Annotated in this window: 20 protein-coding genes; 13 read left to right on the forward strand and 7 right to left on the reverse strand. The window is 59.6% G+C overall.

What is annotated here, in order from left to right; genetic code table 11:
• The first annotated feature begins 146 nt into the window (after positions 1 to 146).
• On the forward strand, positions 147 to 893 hold the full coding sequence (locus BJF91_RS20300) for a cytochrome c biogenesis CcdA family protein (protein ID WP_075616344.1): 747 nt from the start codon (positions 147 to 149) through the stop codon (positions 891 to 893).
• 15 nt (positions 894 to 908) lie between these two features.
• Here BJF91_RS20300 and BJF91_RS20305 read toward each other — a convergent pair whose 3' ends face one another.
• Positions 909 to 2117, reverse strand: coding sequence for a UbiH/UbiF family hydroxylase (locus BJF91_RS20305; RefSeq protein WP_075616345.1), 1209 nt, complete (start codon positions 2115 to 2117; stop codon positions 909 to 911).
• A 196-nt stretch (positions 2118 to 2313) separates the two neighbouring features.
• Between BJF91_RS20305 and pcsA the strand changes: the two genes are divergently transcribed.
• From pcsA to BJF91_RS20355, 10 genes are all read left to right on the forward strand, one after another.
• The gene (gene pcsA, locus BJF91_RS20310) at positions 2314 to 3039 is read left to right on the forward strand and encodes a phosphatidylcholine synthase (protein WP_075616346.1); all 726 of its coding nucleotides are present in this window, start codon (positions 2314 to 2316) and stop codon (positions 3037 to 3039) included.
• Positions 3040 to 3237: 198 nt separating this feature from the next.
• Positions 3238 to 4800 (forward strand): ABC transporter ATP-binding protein, encoded by a 1563-nt coding sequence (locus BJF91_RS20315; protein WP_075616442.1) that lies wholly within the window; start codon positions 3238 to 3240, stop codon positions 4798 to 4800.
• Positions 4790 to 5887 carry an ABC transporter permease gene (locus tag BJF91_RS20320; protein WP_075616347.1) on the forward strand — a complete coding sequence of 366 codons (1098 nt, stop codon included), beginning with the start codon at positions 4790 to 4792 and terminating at the stop codon, positions 5885 to 5887. The genes BJF91_RS20315 and BJF91_RS20320 overlap by 11 nt, the downstream gene beginning before the upstream one ends.
• Positions 5884 to 6801, forward strand: coding sequence for an ABC transporter permease (locus BJF91_RS20325; protein WP_075616348.1), 918 nt, complete (start codon positions 5884 to 5886; stop codon positions 6799 to 6801). The genes BJF91_RS20320 and BJF91_RS20325 overlap by 4 nt, the downstream gene beginning before the upstream one ends.
• Before the next feature lie 45 nt (positions 6802 to 6846).
• Positions 6847 to 7920, forward strand: a complete 1074-nt coding sequence (locus tag BJF91_RS20330; RefSeq protein ID WP_075616349.1) for a BMP family ABC transporter substrate-binding protein — start codon at positions 6847 to 6849, stop codon at positions 7918 to 7920.
• Between the two features lie 82 nt (positions 7921 to 8002).
• The gene (locus BJF91_RS20335; protein WP_075616350.1) at positions 8003 to 8353 is read left to right on the forward strand and encodes a pentapeptide repeat-containing protein; all 351 of its coding nucleotides are present in this window, start codon (positions 8003 to 8005) and stop codon (positions 8351 to 8353) included.
• 96 nt (positions 8354 to 8449) lie between these two features.
• Positions 8450 to 9811 (forward strand): bifunctional UDP-N-acetylglucosamine diphosphorylase/glucosamine-1-phosphate N-acetyltransferase GlmU, encoded by a 1362-nt coding sequence (glmU, locus tag BJF91_RS20340; RefSeq protein ID WP_075616351.1) that lies wholly within the window; start codon positions 8450 to 8452, stop codon positions 9809 to 9811.
• Between the two features lie 111 nt (positions 9812 to 9922).
• The gene (gene glmS, locus BJF91_RS20345; RefSeq protein WP_075616352.1) at positions 9923 to 11749 is read left to right on the forward strand and encodes a glutamine--fructose-6-phosphate transaminase (isomerizing); all 1827 of its coding nucleotides are present in this window, start codon (positions 9923 to 9925) and stop codon (positions 11747 to 11749) included.
• Positions 11750 to 11872: 123 nt separating this feature from the next.
• Entirely contained in the window at positions 11873 to 12571 is a 699-nt protein-coding gene (locus tag BJF91_RS20350) for a DUF502 domain-containing protein (RefSeq protein ID WP_075616353.1), read from the forward strand.
• A 176-nt stretch (positions 12572 to 12747) separates the two neighbouring features.
• Positions 12748 to 14223 carry an esterase-like activity of phytase family protein gene (locus BJF91_RS20355; protein WP_139310802.1) on the forward strand — a complete coding sequence of 492 codons (1476 nt, stop codon included), beginning with the start codon at positions 12748 to 12750 and terminating at the stop codon, positions 14221 to 14223.
• Between the two features lie 88 nt (positions 14224 to 14311).
• Here BJF91_RS20355 and BJF91_RS20360 read toward each other — a convergent pair whose 3' ends face one another.
• The 5 genes from BJF91_RS20360 to BJF91_RS20380 form a co-directional block, all read right to left on the reverse strand.
• Positions 14312 to 15124, reverse strand: coding sequence for a glycerophosphodiester phosphodiesterase family protein (locus BJF91_RS20360; RefSeq protein WP_407639900.1), 813 nt, complete (start codon positions 15122 to 15124; stop codon positions 14312 to 14314).
• A gap of 100 nt (positions 15125 to 15224) precedes the next feature.
• Positions 15225 to 16088 (reverse strand): ABC transporter permease, encoded by an 864-nt coding sequence (locus tag BJF91_RS20365; protein ID WP_139310803.1) that lies wholly within the window; start codon positions 16086 to 16088, stop codon positions 15225 to 15227.
• Positions 16088 to 16942, reverse strand: coding sequence for an ABC transporter permease (locus tag BJF91_RS20370; protein ID WP_075616357.1), 855 nt, complete (start codon positions 16940 to 16942; stop codon positions 16088 to 16090). The genes BJF91_RS20365 and BJF91_RS20370 overlap by 1 nt, the downstream gene beginning before the upstream one ends.
• A complete protein-coding gene (locus BJF91_RS20375; protein ID WP_075616358.1) occupies positions 16942 to 17982 on the reverse strand; it encodes an ABC transporter ATP-binding protein in 1041 nt (346 codons plus the stop codon). The genes BJF91_RS20370 and BJF91_RS20375 overlap by 1 nt, the downstream gene beginning before the upstream one ends.
• A 108-nt stretch (positions 17983 to 18090) precedes the next feature.
• Positions 18091 to 19332, reverse strand: a complete 1242-nt coding sequence (locus tag BJF91_RS20380; protein WP_075616359.1) for an extracellular solute-binding protein — start codon at positions 19330 to 19332, stop codon at positions 18091 to 18093.
• Between the two features lie 147 nt (positions 19333 to 19479).
• Here BJF91_RS20380 and BJF91_RS20385 point away from each other — a divergent pair, with 147 nt between their 5' ends.
• Positions 19480 to 20628 carry an ROK family protein gene (locus BJF91_RS20385; RefSeq protein WP_075616360.1) on the forward strand — a complete coding sequence of 383 codons (1149 nt, stop codon included), beginning with the start codon at positions 19480 to 19482 and terminating at the stop codon, positions 20626 to 20628.
• Here BJF91_RS20385 and BJF91_RS20390 read toward each other — a convergent pair.
• On the reverse strand, positions 20625 to 22253 hold the full coding sequence (locus tag BJF91_RS20390; RefSeq protein WP_075616361.1) for a sensor histidine kinase: 1629 nt from the start codon (positions 22251 to 22253) through the stop codon (positions 20625 to 20627). The genes BJF91_RS20385 and BJF91_RS20390 overlap by 4 nt on opposite strands.
• Positions 22254 to 22606: 353 nt before the next feature.
• Here BJF91_RS20390 and BJF91_RS20395 point away from each other — a divergent pair, with 353 nt between their 5' ends.
• Complete coding sequence (locus BJF91_RS20395; RefSeq protein WP_075616362.1) at positions 22607 to 23506, forward strand: VOC family protein; 900 nt, start codon at positions 22607 to 22609, stop codon at positions 23504 to 23506.
• The last annotated feature ends 83 nt before the right edge of the window (positions 23507 to 23589 follow it).

A 23589-nucleotide genomic window follows, 5' to 3' on the forward strand; every position in this document is an offset into this window, starting at 1 on the left:
CGGTTTTCGTATTTTCCGCTGCTTTCCGTTGGATGATGCCGTACACGGGCGCCGTTCCCACGCGCCTGCGGCAAAAAGGTGATTGGCACGTGAGGCCTATCGGGGCTACCACACCGCCAGACAGGACTGCGCTGGAGGAGCGACTCGTGAGCATTGCCGAAATCCCGTTTCTGACCGCGATGGTAGCGGGAACGCTGTCTTTCCTGTCTCCCTGTGTGCTGCCGCTGGTGCCACCTTATCTCTGCTACATGGCAGGCGTCAGCGTCGAACAGTTCCGTGGCGATGCCGTGGCCGTCGACCAGCGGGCGCGTACGGCGGTTATTCTGTCGGCACTTTGCTTCACGCTCGGCTTTGCCACCGTCTTCGTGGCACTTGGAGCCGGGGCGTCATCCATCGGCATGGCGCTGCGCCAGCATCTCGATCTCCTCTCGAAGCTCGGCGGCCTTGTCATCATCGTCATGGGCTTGAATTTTCTCGGCCTGTTTCGCATAGGGCTGTTGGCGCGCGAGATGCGGTTTTCAGGTGGTGGCAAGCCCGCGACCCTGACGGGCGCCTATGTCATGGGCCTTGCCTTTGCCTTCGGCTGGACGCCCTGCATCGGGCCTGTGCTTGGCGCCATTCTGGCCGTCGCGGCAGCGCGCGACACTGTCGGGCAGGGCGCAATCTTGCTAGCGATCTATTCGTTAGGCCTTGCCATTCCGTTCTGGATCGCCGCCGGGTTTTCCGGAGCCTTCATGCGGTTTCTCACCCGCTTCCGCCGCCACCTCGGTCTGGTGGAAAAGCTGATGGGCCTGCTGCTGGTCGCCACCGGCCTCGCCTTCATGTTCGGCGTCGTCTCGGATCTGGCGATCTGGTTTCAGCAGACATTTCCGATCCTGTCACGGATCGGCTAAATCCCGCTGGGGCTATCAGAAACGCGACTTGATCTTGTCGCGGATCATCTGCGGGAAGGCGCCAAAGCCACGGCCGGGCGCCACGCCCTCGCGCATCGCGAAATGGCGCAGCGGCGTCAACGTCGACAGAAGATGAATGCCAGCAGCACGCAGCATCTGCACCGGCAGGAAGGATGAGAGAAGCGAGCGGTTGAGCAGGTCGACGCTCGCCGTGCGGCTCAACACATCGAGCTTGCGGCGCCGATCGAAGCGGTCGCCCAGCGTTGGGCCTAGCGGCTTCTGCGGCTCGAAACCGACGAGATCTTCCAGGGACATGATGTCGCGCAGGCTGAGATTGAGCCCCTGTGCACCGATTGGCGGAAAGGCATGGGCGGCCTCGCCGATGAACACGGCACGGCCTTTGCCGTAGCGGTGGGCGGTCATGCCGGACAGCGGCCACGCCTGCGCTGGTTCCTCGATCGTTACGCGTCCCAGCAGCGATTGCAGCCGCGCCTCGACCAGGACAGCCAGCTCTTCGAGCGGCAGCGCCACAAGTCTTTCCGCTTCCTGCGGCTCGACCACCCAGACAAGGCTGGAGCGATTGCCCTTCAATGGCACCTGGGTAAACGGACCGGTTTCGGTATGGAATTCCGTTGAGACATTGTTATGGGGCAGGGCGTGGCCGAAATTCAGCACCACGGCACTTTGAGGGTAGGACCAGGTTTTCACCGAGACGTTCGCGGCGGCGCGCGTCATCGATTGGCGGCCATCCGCGCCGACCACGAGATCAGACGTAACGGTCTCACCACTGGACAGCGTCACCAGCGCAAGATCGCCGGAAAGATCGACGGCGGTTGCCTGCTCTCGGCAAACCGTGACATTTGGCTCGCGGGCAAGAGCTGCATCGAATACGCCGAGAAGATCGATATTCTGGAAATTGTAGCCAAAAGCAGCAAGACCGACTTCCGAGCTTCGGAAGGCCACCGGCGGGGCGCGCAGCAGCCGCGTGGTGCCGTCGATGATCTGCATGGTCGCCAAAGGTTCTGCGGAGGGCTTCAGATCTTCCCAGAGCCCGAGCCGGTCGAGAAATCGTATCGACTGATCCATTAGCGCGGTGGTGCGCCGGTCGTGCGGGCGGCTGTCGCCTGAGATCAGCATGACCTTGCGCCCCTGCCGCGCCAGAGAGAGCGCCGCAACCGATCCTGCCAGACCCGCGCCAATGACTGTGATGTCGACCGATTCCATCGCGTGCTCCTGTGTCTATAATAGGGAAAATAGTGTGCGATGCTGCGGAAATCCATGGGGCAATGCGATCTCCGCCTATGCTATTCTGTCGCGGTAGCCTTTGTCGTTTTCCGGTAAAACCGGTCTGGGCGGTTGCATTTGAAGCGGATTTAGCGATTATCCCCCCACCGATCAAAGGGGCTTTGACCAGCGCATTATGAAGATTTTTAACTACAAGCGCGTGCCTTACGCAGAGATGCGCGCCTTCTCCGTGCATATTCTGACGGCGTCAGGCTCTTTCCTGGCATTTCTAGGGGTCGTCGCGGCGGCCGAGCATCGCTTTGTCGATATGTTCTGGTGGCTGGGCCTGGCGCTTGCTGTCGATGGCATCGACGGGCCGATTGCCCGTAAGGTCAAGGTCAAGGAAGTGCTGCCCAACTGGTCGGGCGACACGCTCGACAATATCATTGATTACGTGACCTATGTGCTGCTGCCGGCCTTTGCGCTTTACCAAAGCGGCATGATCGGCCAACCCTGGTCCTTCGTCGCAGCGGGCATGATCGTGGTGTCCAGCGCGATTTACTATGCCGATATGGGCATGAAGACCGACGAATATTTCTTCTCCGGCTTCCCCGTTGTCTGGAACATGATCGTCTTCACTCTTTTCGTGATCCATGCGTCTGCCACGACGGCGATGATCGTGGTTGGCGTCTCTGTTTTGCTCACCTTCCTGCCGATCAATTTTCTGCATCCCGTGCGGGTCAAGAGACTGCGGCCGCTCAATCTGGCGATATTCTTTCTCTGGTGCGGCCTTGGCGGCGCGGCGCTGCTGATGCACTTTTCCACACCTGCCTTCGTCACCATTCCCTTCATCGTGACCGGCATCTACCTCTATGGTATCGGTGCAATTCTTCAGGTATTTCCATCACTTGGACGACAGTAACGGGTAGGGTGTGCCTGAAAAACGGGCAAGACCCAAAAAATAATCGTTACGACGGTTGTATGCGGCAATAAAACCGGTATCAATACCATCAGCATGTGGCATTGCGACCGATATGGGACGTGAAGCCGTTGAAATGGTTTGAATATCCGCTTCGTCTTGTGCTGCCGGTTTCGGATCGGGTCGAAGCAAGGGGGTCTGTTGTCGCATAGCATAGAAACAGCGCCATCGCCGCTGCTTTCCGTCCGCAGCCTGACGAAGCGATTCGGCACATTCACCGCCTGCGATGGCATCGACCTCGACATCCTCCCCGGTGAAATTCATGCGCTGCTCGGCGAAAACGGCGCCGGCAAGTCCACGCTCGTAAAAATGCTGTTCGGCGTTCTCGCCCCGAGCGCCGGCGAGATCCGCTGGGATGGGCAGGGCGCCGTCGAGATTGCGACTCCTGCCGCAGCCCGTCGGCTTGGCATCGGCATGGTGTTCCAGCATTTCTCCCTGTTCGAATCTTTGACTGTTGCCGAAAATATCGCGCTCTCGCTGGATGAAGCGGTATCGATCGGTGAGATCGCAGAACGGGCGCGCGCGCTATCGCAGTCCTACGGCCTGCCGCTTGATCCCTCCGCCCATGTGGCCGATCTCTCCGTTGGCGAGCGCCAGCGCATTGAGATCGTTCGGGCGCTGCTGCAAAATCCGAAGCTGATCATCCTTGACGAGCCGACCTCGGTGCTAACGCCGCAGGAAGCCGACAAGCTGTTCGAGACCCTGGAAAAGCTGCGCGCTGAGGGCCGGTCGGTGCTTTACATCAGCCATCGGCTGGAAGAGGTGCAGCGCATCTGCGACCGCGCTACCGTGCTGCGCCACGGCAAGGTTACCGGCGCTTGCGACCCGCGCCAGGAAACCCCGGCTTCACTGGCCCGCATGATGGTTGGCGCCGAGGTCAACAGCGTCGCACCCGATGTGGCCGCCGCGCCTGGAGCTGAACTGCTTGTTGTGCGCAATTTGAGCGTTGCTGCCCGCACGCCATTTTCTATGGCGCTGAAGGACATTTCGCTAACGGTGCGCGCTGGTGAGATTCTCGGGCTTGCCGGGGTCGCCGGCAATGGCCAGAGTGAATTGTTCGATAGTCTCTCCGGCGAATATGCGGTGCGCGATCACGACGCCGTCCTGCTTGCCGGCCGGCCGGTTGGCCGCTTCGGCATCAATCGTCGTCGGTTGATGGGAGCCGGTTTCGTGCCAGAGGAACGCCATGGCCATGCTGCCGTCACCGGCCTGTCGCTTTCGGATAATTTGTTGCTGGCGCGCCATCGTTCGGACCGTGGTCGTTTCGTCTCCGGCCTGTTCGGGCTTGTCAAACATCGCGCAGTGAAGGTTGCTGCGGCCGAGATCTGTACGGCCATGGATGTGCGCAAGAGCGGCGACGATCCGGTCGCCGGCGCTCTGTCTGGCGGCAATCTGCAGAAATTCATCGTTGGCCGCGAGCTCGATCGCAAGCCCGCGGTGCTGATCGTCAATCAACCGACCTGGGGCGTCGACGCGGGCGCCGCAAGCCGGATCCGTCAGGCCATGATCGATCTGGCTGCGCAAGGTTCTGCGGTCGTCATCATCAGCCAGGATCTGGACGAAATCTTTGAAGTGTCCACAGCGATTGCGGCGATTTCCGAGGGCCGGCTGTCGAAAATCTATCCGAGCGCTGTGATGAACCGCGAGAAAATCGGCCTGCTGATGGGCGGGTTGCATGGCCTGGAGAGCGCCGATGCGCATTGAACTGGAAAAGCGCGCTCAGGCTTCCGGGCTGTTTACCCTGGTGTCGCCGATTTTGGCGCTGGTGCTGACGCTGGTGTTCGGCGGGCTGATGTTCTGGGCGCTCGGCAAGGATCCGCTGTTTGCGCTCTACTGCTTTTTCATCGCGCCGCTGACGGAGGTCTGGTCGCTGCATGAACTGGCGATCAAGGCCGCGCCGCTGATCCTGATCGCGGTCGGCCTGTCCGTTTGTTATCGCTCGAACAACTGGAATATCGGCGCTGAAGGCCAGTTCACGGTCGGCGCGATTTGCGGCTCGATCATTCCTGTTACCTTTTACGAATGGCAATCGCCGCTGTTGTTGCCGCTGATGATGATCACCGGCATGATCGGCGGCGCGCTCTATGCGGCTATCCCGGCCCTGCTGAAAACCCGGTTCAACACCAATGAGATCCTGACCAGTCTGATGTTGGTCTATATCGCCCAGTTCACCTTGGATTACTTGGTGCGCGGTCCCTGGCGCGATCCGCAGGGCTTCAACTTTCCCCAGACCCGCGAATTCGTGACCGAGGGCATCCTGCCGGCAATATGGGAAGACTCCGGCCGAGCCCATTGGGGCTTTGTCTTCGCCCTTGTCGCGGCCGTCGGTGTCTGGTTCATGATGCGTTTTACGCTCAAGGGCTTTGAAGTGACTGTGCTTGGCCAGTCGGAACGGGCAGGGCGGTTTGCCGGCTTTTCCTCGCGCGGCATGGTCTGGTTTTCCATGTTGTTTTCAGGTGCGCTGGCAGGGCTTGCCGGTATTGCCGAAGTGTCCGGTTCGATCAACCATCTGCAGCCGTCGATTTCGCCGGGTTATGGCTTTACCGCGATTATCGTCGCCTTCCTTGGTCGGCTCAATCCGCTCGGCATCATCGTCGCCGGTCTGGTTCTGGCGCTGACCTATCTCGGCGGGGAAGGCGCGCAATTGGCCATCGGCGTATCGGATAAAGTGGCACGGGTGTTTCAGGGACTGTTGCTGTTCTTCGTGCTCTCTTGCGACACGCTGATCTATTACAAGGTGCGGATCGTGCTGGCGAAAGCGCGCGGTTCGGCTGCCGGAGGCGTCCAATGATTGTCGAAGCCATTCTGCTGACGGTCATCACCGCCTCGACACCTCTGGTAATCTCTGCCCTGGGTGAGCTCGTCACCGAGCGTGCCGGCGTGCTCAATCTCGGCGTCGAGGGCATGATGATCATGGGCGCGGTCGCCGCTTTTGCCGCAGCCCAAATGACAGGCTCGCCGCTCATGGGTATGATCGCCGGCATTGCCGCAGGTGCTATCTTTTCTCTGCTCTTTGCCTTCCTGACGCTGACATTGGTTACCAATCAAGTGGCAACGGGTCTGGCGCTGACCATTCTCGGCCTCGGACTGTCGGGCCAGATCGGCGAGAGCTTCGTCGGTCAGCCTGGCGTCCGCCTGCCGGCGCTGAACATTCCCGGTCTCTCCGACCTTCCCTTCGTCGGGCCGGTCCTGTTTCACCAGGATATTTTGTTCTACCTGTCGATCGTGCTTGTCATCGGCGTCCACTGGTTCCTGTTCAAGAGCCGCACCGGCCTGATGCTGCGCGCCATCGGCGATAGCCCGTCCTCGGCCCATACGCTCGGCCTCAAGGTTATTCGCGCGCGCTATCTCGCGGTTATGTTCGGCGGCGCCTGTTCGGGTCTGGCGGGCGCGCAACTGTCGCTGGTCTATACGCCGCAATGGGTGGAAAACATGTCCTCCGGGCGTGGCTGGATCGCGCTCGCGCTCGTCGTGTTCGGGTCCTGGCGTCCCTGGCGGGTGCTGGCGGGCGGTTACCTGTTCGGCGCCGTCACAGTTGGACAATTGCATGCGCAGGCTTTCGGCATCGGCTTGCCGGCCCAGTTTTTATCAGCGCTTCCTTATGCTGCAACCATTGTCGTTTTGATCGCGATTTCGCATAATCGGCGCACGACGCTGATCAACACGCCCGCTTCGCTTGGAAAGCCGTTCGTCCCGGACCGCTGACCAACGTTTACGTTTATCCGCACTCTCATACAAACAGGGGAAATCATGAAAAAACTAGCACTCGCCTTTGCGGCTTCCGTCGCTACGATGCTTTCAGTATCGGGCGCTGCCAATGCGGCCGACAAGACCAAGATCTGCTTCGTCTATGTCGGCAGCAAGACCGATGGCGGTTACAGCCAGGCCCACGATCTCGGACGCCAGGAACTGCAGAAGCATTTCGGCGACAAGATCGAAACGCCGTTCCTTGAAAATGTGCCTGAGGGCCCGGATGCCGAACGCGCCATCGAGCGTCTTGCCCGCGAAGACTGCAAGCTGATCTTCACCACCTCTTTCGGCTTCATGGACGCCACGATCAAGGTCGCCAAGAAGTTCCCGAAGGTGAAGTTCGAGCACGCCACCGGCTTCAAGACCGCTGACAACGTCGGCACTTACAACTCACGCTTTTACGAAGGTCGTTACATCGCTGGCGTCATCGCCGCCAAGATGTCAAAGACCGGCACAGCCGGCTACATCGCATCCTTCCCGATTCCGGAAGTGGTCATGGGCATCAACGCCTTTGAGCAGGGCGCGAAGTCGGTCAACCCGAACTTCAAGATGAAGGTCATCTGGGTCAACACCTGGTTCGACCCCGGCAAGGAAGCCGATGCCGCCAAGGCGCTGCTCGACCAGGGCGTCGACATCCTGACCCAGCACACTGACACCACTGCGCCAATGCAGATCGCCGAACAGCGAGGCATCAAGGCCTTCGGCCAGGCGTCCGACATGATCGCCGCTGGCCCGCATGCGCAGCTGACCTCGATCACCGACACCTGGGGCGTCTATTACATCAAGCGCACCCAGGCGCTTTTCGACGGCACGTGGAAGTCCGAGCAGAGCTGGGACGGCCTGAAGGACGGCATCCTCACCATGGCGCCCTACACCAACATGCCTGACGACGTAAAGAAGCTGGCTGAGGAAACGGAAGCCAAGATCAAGTCCGGCGAAATTCATCCCTTCACGGGCCCACTCAACAAGCAGGACGGCACGCCTTGGCTGAAGGCTGGTGAAAAGGCCGACGACAAGACGTTGCTCGGCATGAATTTCTACGTCGAAGGCGTGGACGACAAGCTGCCGAAGTGATCTTGGCTTGGAAACCCGATAAAGATAGATTGAGCCGCCCGGTGAACGCCGGGCGGCTTTTTGCAAGCAGGAGCAACGCGACATGCAGCTTCATGGTGCTATGAAACAATTGGACGTGAGAGGTTCCAATCTGTCGGGATCGGAATTTGTCGACAGCAATCTTTCCGGTTGCGAATTTCAGCAGGTCAATCTGTCGGGCGCCAGCTTTAACGACGGCAATCTGTCTGGCTGCGATTTCGAAAATGACAATCTGTCCGGCGCGACGTTCAAGGATGTGAACTTGTCCGGTGCGCAGATAGAAAATGCTGATCTTTCCGGCTTGGCTATTGCCGGCTGCCGCATGACCGGCGCGACGATCGACGGGATTTCCGTCGAAGAATTGTTGGCTGCCTATCGCTCTTCCCGCCGTTCTGGCCGAAGCGGGCTGGGCTGATATTTCTCGGTTTGTAGTTTTCATTCCAGCTGGTAAACAGCGCCCAGCGGCAGTGTTGCCGTGCTTGCTGGACCCTTTACTGGCTGGAGATGACCCATGAGCCGCACCTGTCTTGCCGTTATCCTTGCCGCGGGCGACAGCACGAGGATGAAATCCTCGATGTCGAAAGTGCTGCATCCGGTCGCCGGCCTGCCGATGATCGCTCATGTGATGAAGGCAGTGGCGGCGAGCGGCATTGGCGATGTGGCGCTGGTCGTTGGTCGTGATGCTGAAAAAGTTTCTGCGGCAGCCAGTATCGACGGTCTTTCAGTAGGCTCTTTCGTCCAGACAGAGCGGCTTGGCACTGGCCACGCGGTGCTGACGGCTCGCGAGGCGATTGCGCGAGGCTATGACGATATTTTGGTCGCCTATGGCGATGCGCCACTGATCACGCCAGGCCCGCTGATGGCGGCGCGCCAGGCGCTGGCGGATGGTAACGACATCGCGGTCATCGGTTTTCACACAGAGCGTCCGACTGGCTATGGCCGACTTCTGGTCGAGAATGGCGAGTTGGTTGCGATCCGCGAGGAAAAGGACGCAAGCGAGGCCGAGCGCGCCATCACCTGGTGCAATAGCGGTTTGATGGCGATCAGTGGCGCCAAGGCCCTGGACCTGCTGGCGCGGATCGGCAATGCGAACGCTAAGGGTGAATATTACCTGACGGACCTCGTGGAGATCGTTCGTTCACTCGGTGGTCGGGCGGTGGCCGTCGATGCACCCGAGGCCGAGCTTGCCGGCTGCAACAATCGCGCCGAATTGGCCGTCATCGAAAAGCTCTGGCAGGAGCGGCGTCGCCATGAGGTGATGCTGTCGGGCGTATCGATGATTGCACCGGAAACGGTGTTTCTGGCCCATGATACCGTGCTGCACCAGGATGTGCTGATCGAGCCGAATGTGGTGTTCGGTCCCGGCGTGGTGGTGGAAAGCGGCGCCGTGATCCATGCTTTCTCGCATCTCGAAGGCGCCCATGTCGCGTCAGGCGCCACTGTTGGGCCGTTTGCGCGGCTGCGGCCGGGTGCCAATCTCGGCGAGGGTGCCAAGGTCGGCAACTTCTGCGAGGTCAAGAAGGCCGAAATCGGACCCGGCGCCAAGATCAATCATCTCACCTATATCGGCGACGCCTTCATTGGCGCCGAGACCAATATCGGGGCAGGGACGATCACCTGCAATTACGATGGGGTAAACAAGCACGAGACGCATATCGGTGCCCATGCTTTCATCGGCTCCAACAGTGCGCTGGTGGCACCCGTCACGATTGGCGATGGCGCGCTGGTCGCCTCCGGCAGCGTGATTACCGAGGATGTGCCGGCCCACGCGCTGGCGCTTGGTCGCGCGCGTCAAGAAGTGAAGCCGGAGCGGGCAAAAGCAATCCGTGAACGGAATCTCGCAATTAAGGCCATGAAAAAATCCGGTTCCTGATCACGGATATTTTCGTAACGTCACGTTATCCAAATTGACCGAGGCCGGAATTGAGAAATCCTCTGGAATCGGTAGGAGTTTCCTCGCGCGAGGCGCGAGAAGGAGAATTGCATGTGCGGTATTGTCGGAATTGTCGGTGATCATCCGGTTGCTGAGCGGCTGGTGGATGCCCTGAAGCGGCTGGAATATCGGGGCTATGATTCGGCTGGCGTTGCGACCCTTGATGACGGCGTGATGGGCCGTCGGCGCGCCGAGGGCAAGCTGTTCAATCTGGAGACACGGCTGGCCAAGCAGCCGTTGCCAGGCACGATCGGCATTGCCCATACGCGCTGGGCAACCCATGGCGTGCCGAACGAAGCCAATGCGCATCCGCATTTCGTCGACGGCGTGGCTGTTGTCCACAACGGCATCATCGAGAATTTTTCTGAGTTGCGCGATGAGCTTGTCGCCGACGGCGCCACGTTCAGCAGCCAGACCGATACCGAAGTCGTTGCCCAGCTTCTTGCCCGCTATCGCCGCCAGGGACTTGGCCCCAAGGAGGCCATGCTGGAAATGTTGAGCCGGATCACCGGCGCCTATGCGTTGCTGGTGATGTTTGCTGACGATCCTACCGAGCTGTTTGCCGCTCGCTTCGGGCCGCCGCTCGCCATCGGTCACGGCAAGGGCGAGATGTTTCTAGGGTCCGACGCCATTGCGCTGTCGCCTTTCACCAATCAGATCACCTATCTGGTCGACGGTGATTTCGCCATTCTTGGCCAGAAGACCGTCGCAATCATGGATTTTACCGGCAAGCCGGTGAAGCGTCCGCGACAGATTTCGCAGGGCAGTGCTTATCTGGTCGATAAGGGCAATCATCGACATTTCATGGAAAAAGAAATCTATGAACAGCCTGAGGTCATGTCGCACGCGCTTTCCCATTATGTCGATCTCGCCGATCACGTGGTGAAGGCGGAGGCCATGGCCATCGACTTCAAGCCGCTGCGCGGTCTGGCGATTTCCGCTTGCGGCACCGCCTTCCTGGCGGGACTGATCGGCAAATACTGGTTCGAGCGCTATGCCCGCCTGCCAGTCGAGATCGATGTCGCCTCGGAGTTCCGCTACCGCGAAATGCCGCTGTCGCCCGATCAGGCCGCGCTGTTCATTTCCCAATCGGGCGAAACCGCCGATACGCTGGCCTCTTTGCGCTATTGCAAGGATGCTGGCCTGAAAATCGGCGCCATCGTCAACGCGCGCGAATCGACGATTGCCCGTGAGGCCGATGCGGTTTTCCCGATCCTCGCTGGTCCGGAAATCGGCGTTGCCTCTACCAAGGCCTTTACTTGCCAGCTTGCCGTTCTCGCATCGCTCGCCATTGCCGCCGGCAAGGCGCGCGGCGTGATCAATGACGAGGAGGAAAAGGAACTGGTGCGGCATCTGGCCGAGCTGCCGCGCATCATGAGCCACGTAGTCAATCTGATCCAGCCGCAGATGGAAAGCCTGTCGCGCGATCTGTCGAAATTCAAGGACGTGCTCTATCTCGGGCGCGGCACCAGCTATCCGCTGGCGCTGGAAGGCGCGCTGAAGCTCAAGGAAATTTCTTATATCCACGCCGAGGGTTACGCCGCCGGCGAGTTGAAGCATGGGCCGATTGCACTCATCGACGAAAACATGCCCGTCATCGTCATTGCTCCTTATGACCGGTTCTTCGAAAAGACGGTGTCGAACATGCAGGAAGTAGCTGCGCGCGGCGGCCGCATCATTTTCGTCACGGATGCAAAGGGTGCTGCGGCGTCCAAGCTCGAGACCATGGCAACCATCGTGCTACCCGATGTCGCCGAGATCATTGCGCCCATGGTATTTTCGCTGCCGATCCAGCTGCTTGCCTATCACACGGCAGTGTTCATGGGCACCGATGTCGACCAACCACGCAATCTCGCTAAATCCGTCACGGTTGAGTGATCGATTAGGTGAATACCAACCTTGTCTTCGCGTACAAGGTGCCCCACACTTCTGCTATGCTGCTTCGCGGCGCCAGTTAATGGCGTCCGAAGCAATTTGGGCGGCTTGAAACAATCGGATCTTATGTCGGATAAACCTGAACGCATTTCTCTTGCCGGCCGGCTAAGGACCAATTTCCTGACCGGCATGATCATTTGCGCCCCACTGGCAATCACCGTCTGGTTGACCTTTACCTTCATCGATTGGGCCGATAGCTGGGTAACGCCTTATATTCCGCAGCGTTACAATCCCGCCTATTATTTCAACATCGCCATTCCCGGCACCGGCCTGCTGATCGCAGTGGTCGGCATTACACTGATTGGTTTCCTCGGGCGCAATCTGGTCGGTCGCTCCATCGTCAACTTTGGCGAATCGATCCTCAATCGCATGCCGCTTGTGCGGACGCTCTACAAGAGCCTCAAGCAGATCTTCGAGACGGTGCTGAAGGAGCAGTCGAGCTCTTTCAAGAAGGTCGGGCTGATCGAATTTCCCGCCCCCGGCACCTGGGCCATGGTGTTTGTCGCAACTGAGGTAACCGGCGAAATTGCCGCGCGGCTGAACGAAGAAGGCGAGGAAATGATCGCCGTCTTCATGCCGCCGACCCCGGTTCCGACGGCGGGCTTCCTGATGTTCGTGCCGCGCAGCCGTCTGAAACTCCTGGATATGACGCCGGAAGAGGGCGCCAAGCTGCTAATCTCGGGCGGTCTGGTCATGCCGGATTGGAAGCCGGCTGCCGGCAATATCGCCGTCGCCCCTGTTCCGGTGGTGACCAGCGTTAAATAGCATCTGCGTTTAAGTCGTTGCTCTGCAATCCTAACCTGTCACGATCCTGTCACGGGAAGCTTTTATTGGCCGTGATGGGGGGAGCGATAGCGGGTCATATGGTGAGCCGGCGCGCGAATATGCGTCTGCGACATCACGCTTGAGCGCTGCCCCGATTTTGGCGAAGGATCGGGATGATGATGATTTCACGCAAGGCACTGTTACTCGCAGCGACATTCGTCGCGTCTTCGGCCGTTTCGGCGCTGGCCGAAGGCGCGGTTACGGCCAATGGCGTGACCATTGCCAACAAGGGCCTGGTTGCGATCGGCCGCATCCCGGCCAACCAGCGCGACAAGTTCAAGGAAACCTTCGGCTCCGGCTCCGGCATGGCCGTCGATCTGACGCGCTGGAAGAGGGATGGCGACACCTATTCCGGTTCGCTCTGGCTGCTGCCAGACCGTGGCTACAATGTCGAAGGCACGACCGATTACAACACCCGGATCAACCGGATCGACTTCACGCTCGCCCCGACCGCAGTAGGTGCGACACCGCAGGCCGACAAGCAACAGGCCGGGATGGATGCGAAGCTCGCCGATACCGTTCTGTTCACCGATGAGGAGGGCAAGAGCTTTACCGGTCTCGACCCCGAATCCGGCATCCGCGCTGCCACCAAGACCATGCCTGCTTTGCCGCAGGCACGCACAGGCAAGATCTCGCTCGATCCGGAAGCCGTCGTGCTGTTGAAGGACGGCTCTATGATGGTGAGCGACGAATACGGCCCCTACATCTATCACTTCTCCGCCGAGGGGAAGCTGATCTCCGCCACCCAGCCGCCGAAAGCCTTTCTGCCGATGCGCAAGGGTGAGCTTAACTTCTCTTCCAACAATGTCGGCGAGGGCGGCACCAAGCCGGAGCCGAAAGATCCTGACACCGGTCGCCAGAACAATCAGGGCTTCGAGGGCCTGTCGCTGACGCCTGATGGCAAGTTCCTGATTGCGCTCTTGCAGTCGGCGACCCGCCAGGACGGCGGCGATAGCAGCTCGACCCGGATGAACACCCGCGCGCTGGTCTATGACGCATCCGACGTTGATCACCTGAAACTGGTGCATGAATATGTCGTGCCGCTGCCCACCTTTGACAGTAAGGGCAAGGTGGTAGTCGCCGCCCAGAGCGAAATCCTCGCGCTGTCGGACAAGAGCTTCCTGATGATCGCCCGCGACAGCAACAATGGCCAGGGCGTGAAGGGCGATACCTCCGTCTATCGCAAGATCGATCTGGTTGATCTGTCCGCCGCAACCGACATTGCCAATAGCGAATTCGATGGTGTCAAACCGGTGGCGCCGAAGGGGGTGGTCGACGTGTCCGTCAAGGCGGCGGCCGTGACGTCGTTCATCGACATCAACGACAGCAAGGATCTAGCCCGCTTCGGCCTGCATAACGGCGCGCCAAACGACAAGAACAATCTCTCGGAAAAATGGGAAGCCATGTCGGTCGCTCCGGTTCTCGATCCGGCCACGCCTGACGACTATTTCCTGTTCGTCGCCAACGACAACGACTTCCTGACCCAGGACGGCTATCAGGTCGGCGCGGCCTATAAGGCCGAGGGCGCCGCCGATGTGGATACGATGTTCCAGGTGTTCCGCGTGACCCTGCCTGGTTTTGCCAAAAAGTAAGTAATCGCTGACATATCATTTATGGCATATACCGCCGCGCCCTAGGTATTTATCCTGTGGCGCGGCGTTTTCTTTCAAGGTTACAGCATCACATCCGGCCGTTTAACCACGCCTTGAACGCCTCGACTTCGTCGGTCTGGATCGCCCCGACACCGACTTCGGCCAGCATGGTCCAGACGCCGTGCGGGTCAGTGAGGGCGCGCGTGTCGTTGAAATCGAGGCAATGGGAGCAGTCGAGCGTGTTGATCCAGACGCGGATATTCTGACGCTCCAGTTCTGCGCGGCCAGCGGCGATATCGGCAATATCCTTGAATTTCACCTCGATCATCGGGGCTTTCAAACTTTCGATCCGCTTGAGGTCTTCTGCAAACCGACCGGGCCGTACCGGAAACATCGGCATATGCGGGATCTTACCGAACCAGTCGGCATCGAGAACGCCAAAATGGTCGGCATCGAGATCGATATCGGTCTTGACCACGACCTGATCGGCGATGCCGAGCCGCAGCACGGTCTCCATCACCTGCGGCAGATCGCGGGTGAATTTCGTGTCGATATTGATGGCGATCCGGCCGCGGGCTTCCTCGAGAATTTCTTCGAGGGTCGGCACGCATTCCTCAGTGACATCGGCATCGCTCCCACCGGCACCGGCGCGCAGCCGCGCCTGCCGGATGGTGGCGAGAGGCAATTCGCTGACGGTTCCGGAGCCCGTCGTGGTGCGGTCGAGGGTTTTGTCATGGATGACGACGAGCGTGCCATCACTGCTCGACTGGGTGTCGATCTCCACGATGTCGACGCCTTGTTCGACGGCTGCGCGGATCGAGGCGAGCGAGTTTTCGGATGTGGTCTTCCACAGGCCACGATGGGCGATGGTGAGAATGGCCGGATTGGAGCGCGTCGTCATATCAAGGATCGAGCAGGGACGCATTTGCGGGGTAGCATACGGCTGGGAAGAGATCTGTACGGGCATGTCTTGGCTTTCGGTTGCGGTTTGAAAAATGGCTTCAAATCTTGCCCATGCCTGAGGCCATCAGATCGTCGCGCATGATGCGGCCGGCGATGATGAAGACCACAAGGGCGGGCAGGAGCAGGATGAAGGAGACGATGGCGGCGAGCGGCAGCTGCATCGAATAGGGGTCGAGATACATATAGAGCTTAATCGGCAGGGTCTGGACGACAGGGGCGCCGACGATGAAGGACTTGTCGAATTCCTCGAAGCTGCCAATGAAGGACATCAACCCGCCGGCAAGCAGACCTGGAATCGACAACGGCAGGATGATGTGCAGCACGATATTGACCGTGCCGGCGCCGAGCGAGCGGGCTGCGTGGATCAACTCGTCAGGAATCGTCTCGAAGGTCGCCGACATCAGCCGGATCATTAGCGGCAGCGTGCCGACGATCTGAACGACGATCACGCCCACTGTGGAATAGGCAAGGCCGAGCACGAGGAAGAGTTTGCCGATTCCAACCGCAACCACCAAGCCGGGAATGATGACCGGCGCCAGGATGAAGACCTCCACCAGCCGCTTCAACCGGAAGGGAAATCGCGCCATGGCCCAGGCGGTTGGTAGCGCGATGAGTGCCGTCGCCGCTGTCACGGTGAACGCAATCAACAGGCTGGTGGTAAGCGCCGTGGCAAGGCCGGGATCAGAGAGTAAGCCCGCCCAGCGGCTTAAGGTGAAGCTCTGCGGCAGGATGTTGGGCGGTTGCCAGCCATCGGCAACGCTCCAGAGGAACATCAGAAACAGTGGCAGTGCGATCGCCAGCGCGAGTGACGTGTAAAGGCCTGCCGAGACCAGTAGCCGATCTTCCGGATTGAACCGGCGGCGGCGCGGCGGCATCGTGGGAGCGAGCGCTATACTGGCCATCATGCGGCTCCTTTCAGGCTGCCATTGCCGATGCGGCTGGTCAATCCGTAGTAGACGAGCAGGACTGCGACCGCGAAAAGGCTGAGCACCATGCCCATCGCATAGACTTGCTCGAACCGGCCCTGTTTGAATTCCTGCACCATCAGCACCGACAGCGGTCTCGCCGTCGCCGGGCCGACAATGTCGGGGATGGCATAGGAGCCCATCGAGCCGATGAAGGTTAGCAGGATGGCGGCGGTGATGCCGGGCATGGCGAGCGGAATGTCGACGGACAGAAAAGTCGATAGCCTGGAGGCGCCAAGCGTGCGGGCAGCGTGGCGGATGTCCTCGGGGATTGCCGCAAAAGCGCTGGTGATGATCAGCGTCATGAAGGGCACCTGTTTCCAGGCGCCGGCCATGATGACGCCAAGGCCCCACTCGTCGCGCACCAGTTTCGGCAAGGTGAAGCCGAGCGGCGCGAGCAGCCGGTCGAAAAAGCCGCCGCGCTCGAACACCACAATTACCATCAGTCCAACGATGATGCTCGGAACCGCCATGGGCAGCTTGTAGAGCCCGCTAAACAGTTTGCGGCCGAAGAAGCTTCTGCGCAGCAGCAGCGATAGCGGCACCGACAGCGTGAGCGACAACAGCACTGGGATGATGCCGTAATAGATAGAGGTCGAAAGCCCCCGTAGCATGGAGGGCCGGGTGAAGATCCGCTGATACCAGTTCAGGGTGAAACTGCCGTCCTCCATGCGGAAGCTTCCGACAAGGGCGGAGAGCAGTGGCGCGCCGAAGAAGAACAGCAGATAGCCGATGCCGGGTGCGAGCAGCAACAGCAGTTGCAGGGTGCGGCGATGAGGCAGAATACGCATCACGCAGCCTCCTCGGCCAGCCGGTTCTCGAGCAAATGCACCGGCCCCTGAAAGCGCAGAGACGCGCGCGCTCCTGTCGGCAGCGGCTCGGCGCCGCCCGACTGGCTGATCTTGACCGAGATCGAGCCGATCTCGGCAGTATAGAAGATCGTCGGACCCATAAAGGCGACGGACGTGACGATTGCGGCCCCGGCAGGATCGCTGTCGATGAAGATATTTTCCGGACGTACGGAAACCTGCACGGCACCGGCGGCCAGCCTATCGAGAGCCACCACCTGGCCCCAGGGCAGGCGCGCCTCCTTGCCAGAGGCTGTGACGGCAAGAAGATTGGTCTGGCCGAGGAAATTGGCTGTGAACACCTGCTTCGGCGCCCGGTAAAGCTCAAGTGGCGTGCCGATCTCGACGATCCGTCCGGCATTCATGACAACGATCCGGTCGGACATCGCCATGGCCTCGGCTTGATCGTGGGTCACGTAAAGGCTGGTGGCACCAATCCGGCGATGCAGAGCGACGAGATCGTGTCGCAGGCTGTCACGCAGCTTGGCATCGAGATTGGATAGCGGCTCGTCGAACAACAGCAGGCTCGGCTGCATCACGACGGCACGGGCGAGCGCCACGCGCTGCTGCTGCCCGCCGGACAGCTGTCGCGGCAAGCGATCCATCAGACCGCGTAGATTGCAGATATCGAGAACATGGTCGATGCGTCTGGCCCGCTCGTCCTTTGGCACCTTCTTCATCTTCAGGCCGAAGCCAAGATTCTTGGCAACCGACATATGCGGAAACAGCGCGTAGGACTGGAACACCATGGCGATGTCGCGCGCCTCGGGCGGAAGGTGATCGATCCGCTTGCCGGCCAGATGGATCTCGCCGCCAGAGGCTTCGCCAATACCCATGAGAATGCGCAGCAGCGTCGATTTTCCGCAGCCGGATGGGCCTAGGATCGTCACGAATTCCCCCCGTTCGACGCTGAGCGAAACCGGATGCAGGACGCGGGCTTGGCCGTAGTCCTTGGTGATGTCGATGATCTCGAGTTCGTTCATGGGAGCAATACCTGTCTGCAGCGAATTGACCGGTGAAAACGGAGTTGGACGGGCAGGAGGCCACGGTGGGGCGGCCTCTCTTTGTTCCCTCGACCGTCGGCGCCGGCGTTACTGGTTGATGACTTTTTCATCCAGCGCTTCGGCGAGCGCTTTCGACATGTCCCAGAAGGCCGGCACCGACAGGCGCGGATAGACACTGGCGGGCAGCACATGCATCTGTTTGTCGGCCGGGATCAGGCCGTTGTTGACATCGGCGCGTGGTGAGCGCGAAGCGATGGCTTCAAGCTTATAGGTTTGAAATTCCTTGCTCATGGCCATATCGATCAGCAGCAGGCCGGCAGCGACATGTTTGGCATTGGCTGGCAAGAACATCGCGTCACCAGACCCAACCTGGCCCTTTTCCAACAGTGTCAGGCGGAAGGTTTCTGGCAACTGCTTGCTGCCGAGAAAGGTCATCACCTGATCTTCCCAGACTGTGCCCATATAGAGCTCGCGGTTGTTGATCAGGTTCAGCGTGTCGGCATTGCCATTGGTCAACTCGGCGGCTTTCAGCAAGCGCCGGTAATAATCCCATACCGGGGTCAGGCATTCCGATGTCATCGCCCAGTCTTCGGCATGTTGCAGGGTTTGGCCGTAATCGGTCAGTACCTTCTTGCAGTCACCTGTTAGGTAGTTCAGCGCTACGGAATAGATAAAGCCGCCGCCGGAACCGCCTTTGGCCGGCAGGGTGACACCAAGCCGCTTTGGATGGCTTTCGGCCCAGGCCAGCAACTCATCGAAGGATTTCGGAACCTCTGACGGTTTCACCATGGCGCTGTCATAGCCAATGGCAGTCTGGTTGAGATGCACCAGTGGATAGGTGCCGCCATGCGCATGGCCGAACACGGTTTCGGCAAGAACGGGATCGTAGGTCGCCATATTGGGAAGAATTTTGGTGAGCGGGATATTGCCGATCACGCCCTTGGACGACAGCAGCGGATAGTCGCCACCACCGGAGAAATAGGCATCGACTGGCGCATCCTGACCGGCAGATTGGACCGCGATCAATTGCTGATCGGCCTGATCGCCATTCACGTCGCTATAGGCGACCTTGATGCCGTATTTGGCCTCGAACATTTCGATCAGCTTCTTCCAAGTGGGCGCGAAACTGCCAGCGAAATTATACATGGTCACCGTGCCCTCGGCTTTTGCTGCGGGAACGATGATGTCGTAGAAATTCTCCCTGGTGACTTTGAAGAGATCGAAGTCCAGGTTCTTAATATTGGTATCGGCGGCGTGGCTTGGCGCGGCCAGCGTGGCGACGGAGGCGGCAAGCGCTAGCGCTGCTGCGGCAAGGAATTTCATCGGCATCTGGCTCTCCTGGAAGGGATATTACTCTTGATGTGTATTTTCAATAATACACCTTTGGTGTAATATTTATGACAGTCCCAGAATTCGCGGCAGGCATCCGCGGGCGGCAATTGCGCGGGCGCGCTGCGGCGGCTAAAGATTTCGGCCATGACGCAGCTTTCCCGCCAAACCTCTCGTTTCGACCGTCAACCGCTTGCGAGCGAAAACGAGCGCCTGATCCTCGACATCGTCCGCCGTCTCGGCCCAATCGCGCGCGCGGCGGTCACTGGCCACACCAACCTGACGCAGCAATCCGTGCATCGGCTGGTGGAGGGCCTGATCGAGCGGGGGCTGCTGCGCCTTGGTGCGCCGCTCAAAGGCACTCGTGGCCAGCCTAGTCCGACAATCGAACTGGCGGCTGAAGAAGTCCTGTCATTGGGGATTTCGATCAACACCGACACGGCGATCATTTGCCTGGCTGATTTTCGCGGGGAGATCATCGCCCAGACCAAGCTCGGCTTTGCGCCACAGGATCGAACGGCAACGCTTGAAGCCTTGGTTGCTGCCCGCGACGATATGTTGAAGGCGCAAGATCTGCCGGGCGAACGGCTGCTCGGCCTCGGTTTTTCCATGTCCGGCGTTTTTGTCCATGGCGAGCGGATTTTCAATGCTCCAGAGCCGTTGGTTGACTGGTCGCTGATCGACTTGAGGCCGATTCTGGAAGACATGTTTCAATTGCCGGCCTGGCTTGAAAACAATGCGACGACAGGCGCCATTGGCGAAAGCCTTGTAGGCGTCGGGCGCTGGTGCGACACCTTCGTCTATCTGTCGTTCAATTACGGCTTTGGCGGTGGTCTGATCCTGAATGGCCAGCCCTTCCATGGCTTTCATGGCAATGCCGGCGAGATTTCCGGGATCTATGATCCATCCGAGGCCGACCGGCGTCCAGCCTTGCAATATCTGTTGCAGGTCCTGCAGGAGCGCGGCATCGATATTCACTCGGTGGAAACGCTTTATGAACAGTTCGACCCGGCATGGCCTGGGGTGGAAGACTGGCTCCAAGCCACCATGCCGCAGGTCGAGCGAATGGTGGCCACCCTGATTGCAGTGATCGACCCCCAGGCTATTGTCTTCGGGGGTCAGATCCCGCCGATCCTTGGGCAAGCGATGATCGATCGATGTGCACTGCCGTCCCAACGACAGCATCGCTACGGCGTAGCGCCGAAGGAGGCGCGGCTGGTGCTGGCGGAGGCCAAGGGTGATGCAGGCGCTATTGGTGCCGCTCTGCTACCGCTGAAAATGCGCTATTTTGTTTAAGTTCTGTCTGCCGCCGATCGTATTGATGGCAGCGAAATCTCGACGACGGCTCCGGTCTCATCATTGCCATTCTCCGCATTTTTGATGGAGATCGTACCGCCATGAGCGGTAACGATCGACCTGCACATTGCAAGGCCCAGTCCCATGCCACCCGGCTTGGTGGTGACGAAGGCCTTGAACAGGGTATCCTGGTGTTTGTCGCCCAGACCCGGGCCTGTATCGGCCAGAATGATCTTCACCATATCCTGCGTGACCGACGTTGAGATCGTCAGCAGGCGCTGGCCAACCGGCACTCCGTCCATGGCCTGCACGGCATTGCCGATAATGTTGAGAAAGGCCTGCTGCAGCAGAATCAAATCGCCCTGGACAATGCGTTCTGGTGCTGAAAACCGTAGCGCCAATTGCACCGCATGGGCAGCAAGTTCCGTCTGCTTCTGGCGCAGAGCATCTCTGATCGCAGTCTCGATCACCACTTCACCGCTATCGGATTTCGCTTTGCCGAGCAGCATCTGCACACGCTTGACGACGTTGGCGGCGTGTTCCGTGGAGAGCACGGTCTCTTGCAGCGCTCGCTTCGCTTCCTGCAGATCCGGTTCGTTGCGGTCGAGCCAGCGTAAAGCGGCCTGGGCAAAGGTCATCGCGCTTGATAGCGGCTGATTGACTTCATGGGCAATGGAGGCTGAGATCTCTCCGATCATCGCAGCGCGGGCGGCATGATCGAGCTCCTGGCGCGAACGGTCGAGCGCGTCCTGAAATTCCAGTCGCTCCGTAATATCGATGACGCTTCCATGGACCCGTTGCAAATCTCTGCCGTTCGCCGGGAAATTCAGGGCGACAATGACTGAAATCAGCCGACCTCGCCGGTCTCGGACCTTGGTTTCGGCCTGGAAGCTGCTCTGGCCTTCGTAAAGCGCGACAAGGCACTCAGCAAAGCTCTCATCATTTTCGGCCAGTAAATCGTCGAGATGCAGGAAAAATTCGGCTTTGCTGGCGACGCTCAACAGCCGTAGCGCGGTTTGGTTCACATCAGTAATTCTGACCTTACGCCGAGCCTTGCTCACAAAGTCGGGATGGTCGGCGAGATAGCGCCTGAGGTTCCTGACGCCACGGGCGCGCAGAATGTCGAGGTCGGCTTTCACGGCGCGGAAATCGTGTTCCCAAATGGCGACGGCGAGCGTTTCGAAAATCGTGCGGTAGCGATGTTCGCTGGCTCGCAAAGCCTCTTCGGACACCCGCTGCAGTGCAAGGTCCTGCACACGACGCAACAGCAGCACTGATGTGACGCCGTTGGCGGCCAGGCTGAACACCAGCCTCAGCACTTCCTGATAGCCAGCATTAAAGCCATGCATGCAGATGAAAGCCATGACCGTCAGAGCGGCGCAGACGGCAGAACTGAAGATGACGGCGCGCCGCGAGCCAAGTTCGCCGCAGAGCATGATCACAAGGACATAGAGAACCGCGATGGCGCTTGCGAGGGACGTAAAGGCATCGATCAGGAAAATCGTCAGGCCGAGCAGTATTGCACCGACGAGGCAGGATTGCGCTGCTATGCCACCGCGCCCTATGATCGGGCGGATCGTCTGGCGCCAATGGGCGCGTTCGTCATGCATCGCCCCTTCCGTCATCAGTCTTTCCATAGCCCCCAATTTCGCGCTGTGAACTGCCTGCGCCATCTGCTGGTGACAGTGGATCATTTCATGCCGTTGTTCTTGTCGGATGGTCTCGCTTTTTGCACGATCACGACGGCAGCTGTTCAAAAACGACAGGTGAGGGTGCCACATCTGTCGATTGAAATGTCCAAACGACCCGACGGGCCGACAAGACGATCATCGGGTCCTTCGCCATGGTTCATGCCACGCGTTTCACTTCGCTCTATTGACGGTCCACGTCAGCACGTTCGTCATGTCTGCTGGCCAGTCCGTCCCAGGTGCACGCCGCATGCCCCACGCCTCATACCCATGACAGAAGGTATAGACCTGTGATTTCGAAGCCCTTTGCTACTTTGAGCCTGCTTGCAGCCCTCAGCACTCTTTCGCTGTTGCCAGCGGTTGCCCGCGAGAGCCAGCCGTTGGTTGGCGTCGCCGCCCAATATGACACGACCCACGTCTATGTCGCGCCTGATAATGTCGGCAAATTTGCCGACAGCTTTCTCGCCACCTTCGGCGGGCAAAGCACCAAGCAGGTGACGGTCACGGTCACGCCGACGCCGAGCACCACAACGTCTCAGCTGCTGCAGACCCCGGTCGGAACAGTATCTCTGTTCGGCTTCACGACGCCGGTGCCTTATCCCTTTGGCCAGGAGCGGACCGGCTATCTCGTGCGCGATCTGGACAAGGCGCTTGCCGCCGCCCGCGCAGCCGGCGCCATCGTTCTTGTCGATGCGTTTCCGGATCCAATTGGCCGTGATGCGGTGATCCAGTGGCCGGGTGGCGTCAACATGCAGCTCTACTGGCACACGACTGCGCCGGACTATAAGGCATTTGCCACTGTTCCGGAAAATCGCGTCTATGTATCGCCCGATGCCGCACCCAGCTTCGTCAAAGATTTCCTGCGCTTCTCCAAGGGCAAGATCGAAGAAGATAGCGCCAAGGCACCCGGCATCGAAATCGGTCGCCCTGACGATCATTTTCACCGCATCCGCATCAGCTCGATCTTTGGCCGCATGACCGTCCTCGTCACGGATGGCCATCTTCCCTATCCCTACGGCCATGAAACCACGGGCTACGAAGTGACGGATCTGGATGCCACACTTGAAAAAGCGAAAGCCCATGGTGTCACGGTTCTTGTTGCTCCCTATTCGTCGGACAAGCGTCGTCAGGCCCTCGTCGAATTTCCAGGCGGTTACGTAGCCGAAATCCATGCGGCGGCCGCACCTTGAGGCAATCGACCGTCGGAACATCCAAAATTCAGGGGAATTAACAGGAACCTTCGTCTAGCCGAGGCTAAAGCGAACACTGGAAC

It is taken from the genome of Gillisella taibaishanensis (assembly GCF_001938985.1).
Classification (GTDB): domain Bacteria; phylum Pseudomonadota; class Alphaproteobacteria; order Rhizobiales; family Rhizobiaceae; genus Allorhizobium; species Allorhizobium taibaishanense.

Excerpts from the sequence above, each read along its gene's own strand:
- BJF91_RS20305 (WP_075616345.1), bottom strand. The coding sequence starts at position 2,117 with ATGGAATCGGTCGACATCACAGTCATTGGCGCGGGTCTGGCAGGATCG.
- pcsA (WP_075616346.1), top strand. The coding sequence starts at position 2,314 with ATGAAGATTTTTAACTACAAGCGCGTGCCTTACGCAGAGATGCGCGCC.
- BJF91_RS20320 (WP_075616347.1), top strand. The coding sequence starts at position 4,790 with ATGCGCATTGAACTGGAAAAGCGCGCTCAGGCTTCCGGGCTGTTTACC.
- BJF91_RS20325 (WP_075616348.1), top strand. The coding sequence starts at position 5,884 with ATGATTGTCGAAGCCATTCTGCTGACGGTCATCACCGCCTCGACACCT.
- BJF91_RS20330 (WP_075616349.1), top strand. The coding sequence starts at position 6,847 with ATGAAAAAACTAGCACTCGCCTTTGCGGCTTCCGTCGCTACGATGCTT.
- BJF91_RS20335 (WP_075616350.1), top strand. The coding sequence starts at position 8,003 with ATGCAGCTTCATGGTGCTATGAAACAATTGGACGTGAGAGGTTCCAAT.
- glmU (WP_075616351.1), top strand. The coding sequence starts at position 8,450 with ATGAGCCGCACCTGTCTTGCCGTTATCCTTGCCGCGGGCGACAGCACG.
- glmS (WP_075616352.1), top strand. The coding sequence starts at position 9,923 with ATGTGCGGTATTGTCGGAATTGTCGGTGATCATCCGGTTGCTGAGCGG.
- BJF91_RS20350 (WP_075616353.1), top strand. The coding sequence starts at position 11,873 with ATGTCGGATAAACCTGAACGCATTTCTCTTGCCGGCCGGCTAAGGACC.
- BJF91_RS20355 (WP_139310802.1), top strand. The coding sequence starts at position 12,748 with ATGATGATTTCACGCAAGGCACTGTTACTCGCAGCGACATTCGTCGCG.
- BJF91_RS20360 (WP_407639900.1), bottom strand. The coding sequence starts at position 15,124 with ATGACGACGCGCTCCAATCCGGCCATTCTCACCATCGCCCATCGTGGC.
- BJF91_RS20365 (WP_139310803.1), bottom strand. The coding sequence starts at position 16,088 with ATGGCCAGTATAGCGCTCGCTCCCACGATGCCGCCGCGCCGCCGCCGG.
- BJF91_RS20370 (WP_075616357.1), bottom strand. The coding sequence starts at position 16,942 with ATGCGTATTCTGCCTCATCGCCGCACCCTGCAACTGCTGTTGCTGCTC.
- BJF91_RS20375 (WP_075616358.1), bottom strand. The coding sequence starts at position 17,982 with ATGAACGAACTCGAGATCATCGACATCACCAAGGACTACGGCCAAGCC.
- BJF91_RS20380 (WP_075616359.1), bottom strand. The coding sequence starts at position 19,332 with ATGCCGATGAAATTCCTTGCCGCAGCAGCGCTAGCGCTTGCCGCCTCC.
- BJF91_RS20385 (WP_075616360.1), top strand. The coding sequence starts at position 19,480 with ATGACGCAGCTTTCCCGCCAAACCTCTCGTTTCGACCGTCAACCGCTT.
- BJF91_RS20390 (WP_075616361.1), bottom strand. The coding sequence starts at position 22,253 with ATGACGGAAGGGGCGATGCATGACGAACGCGCCCATTGGCGCCAGACG.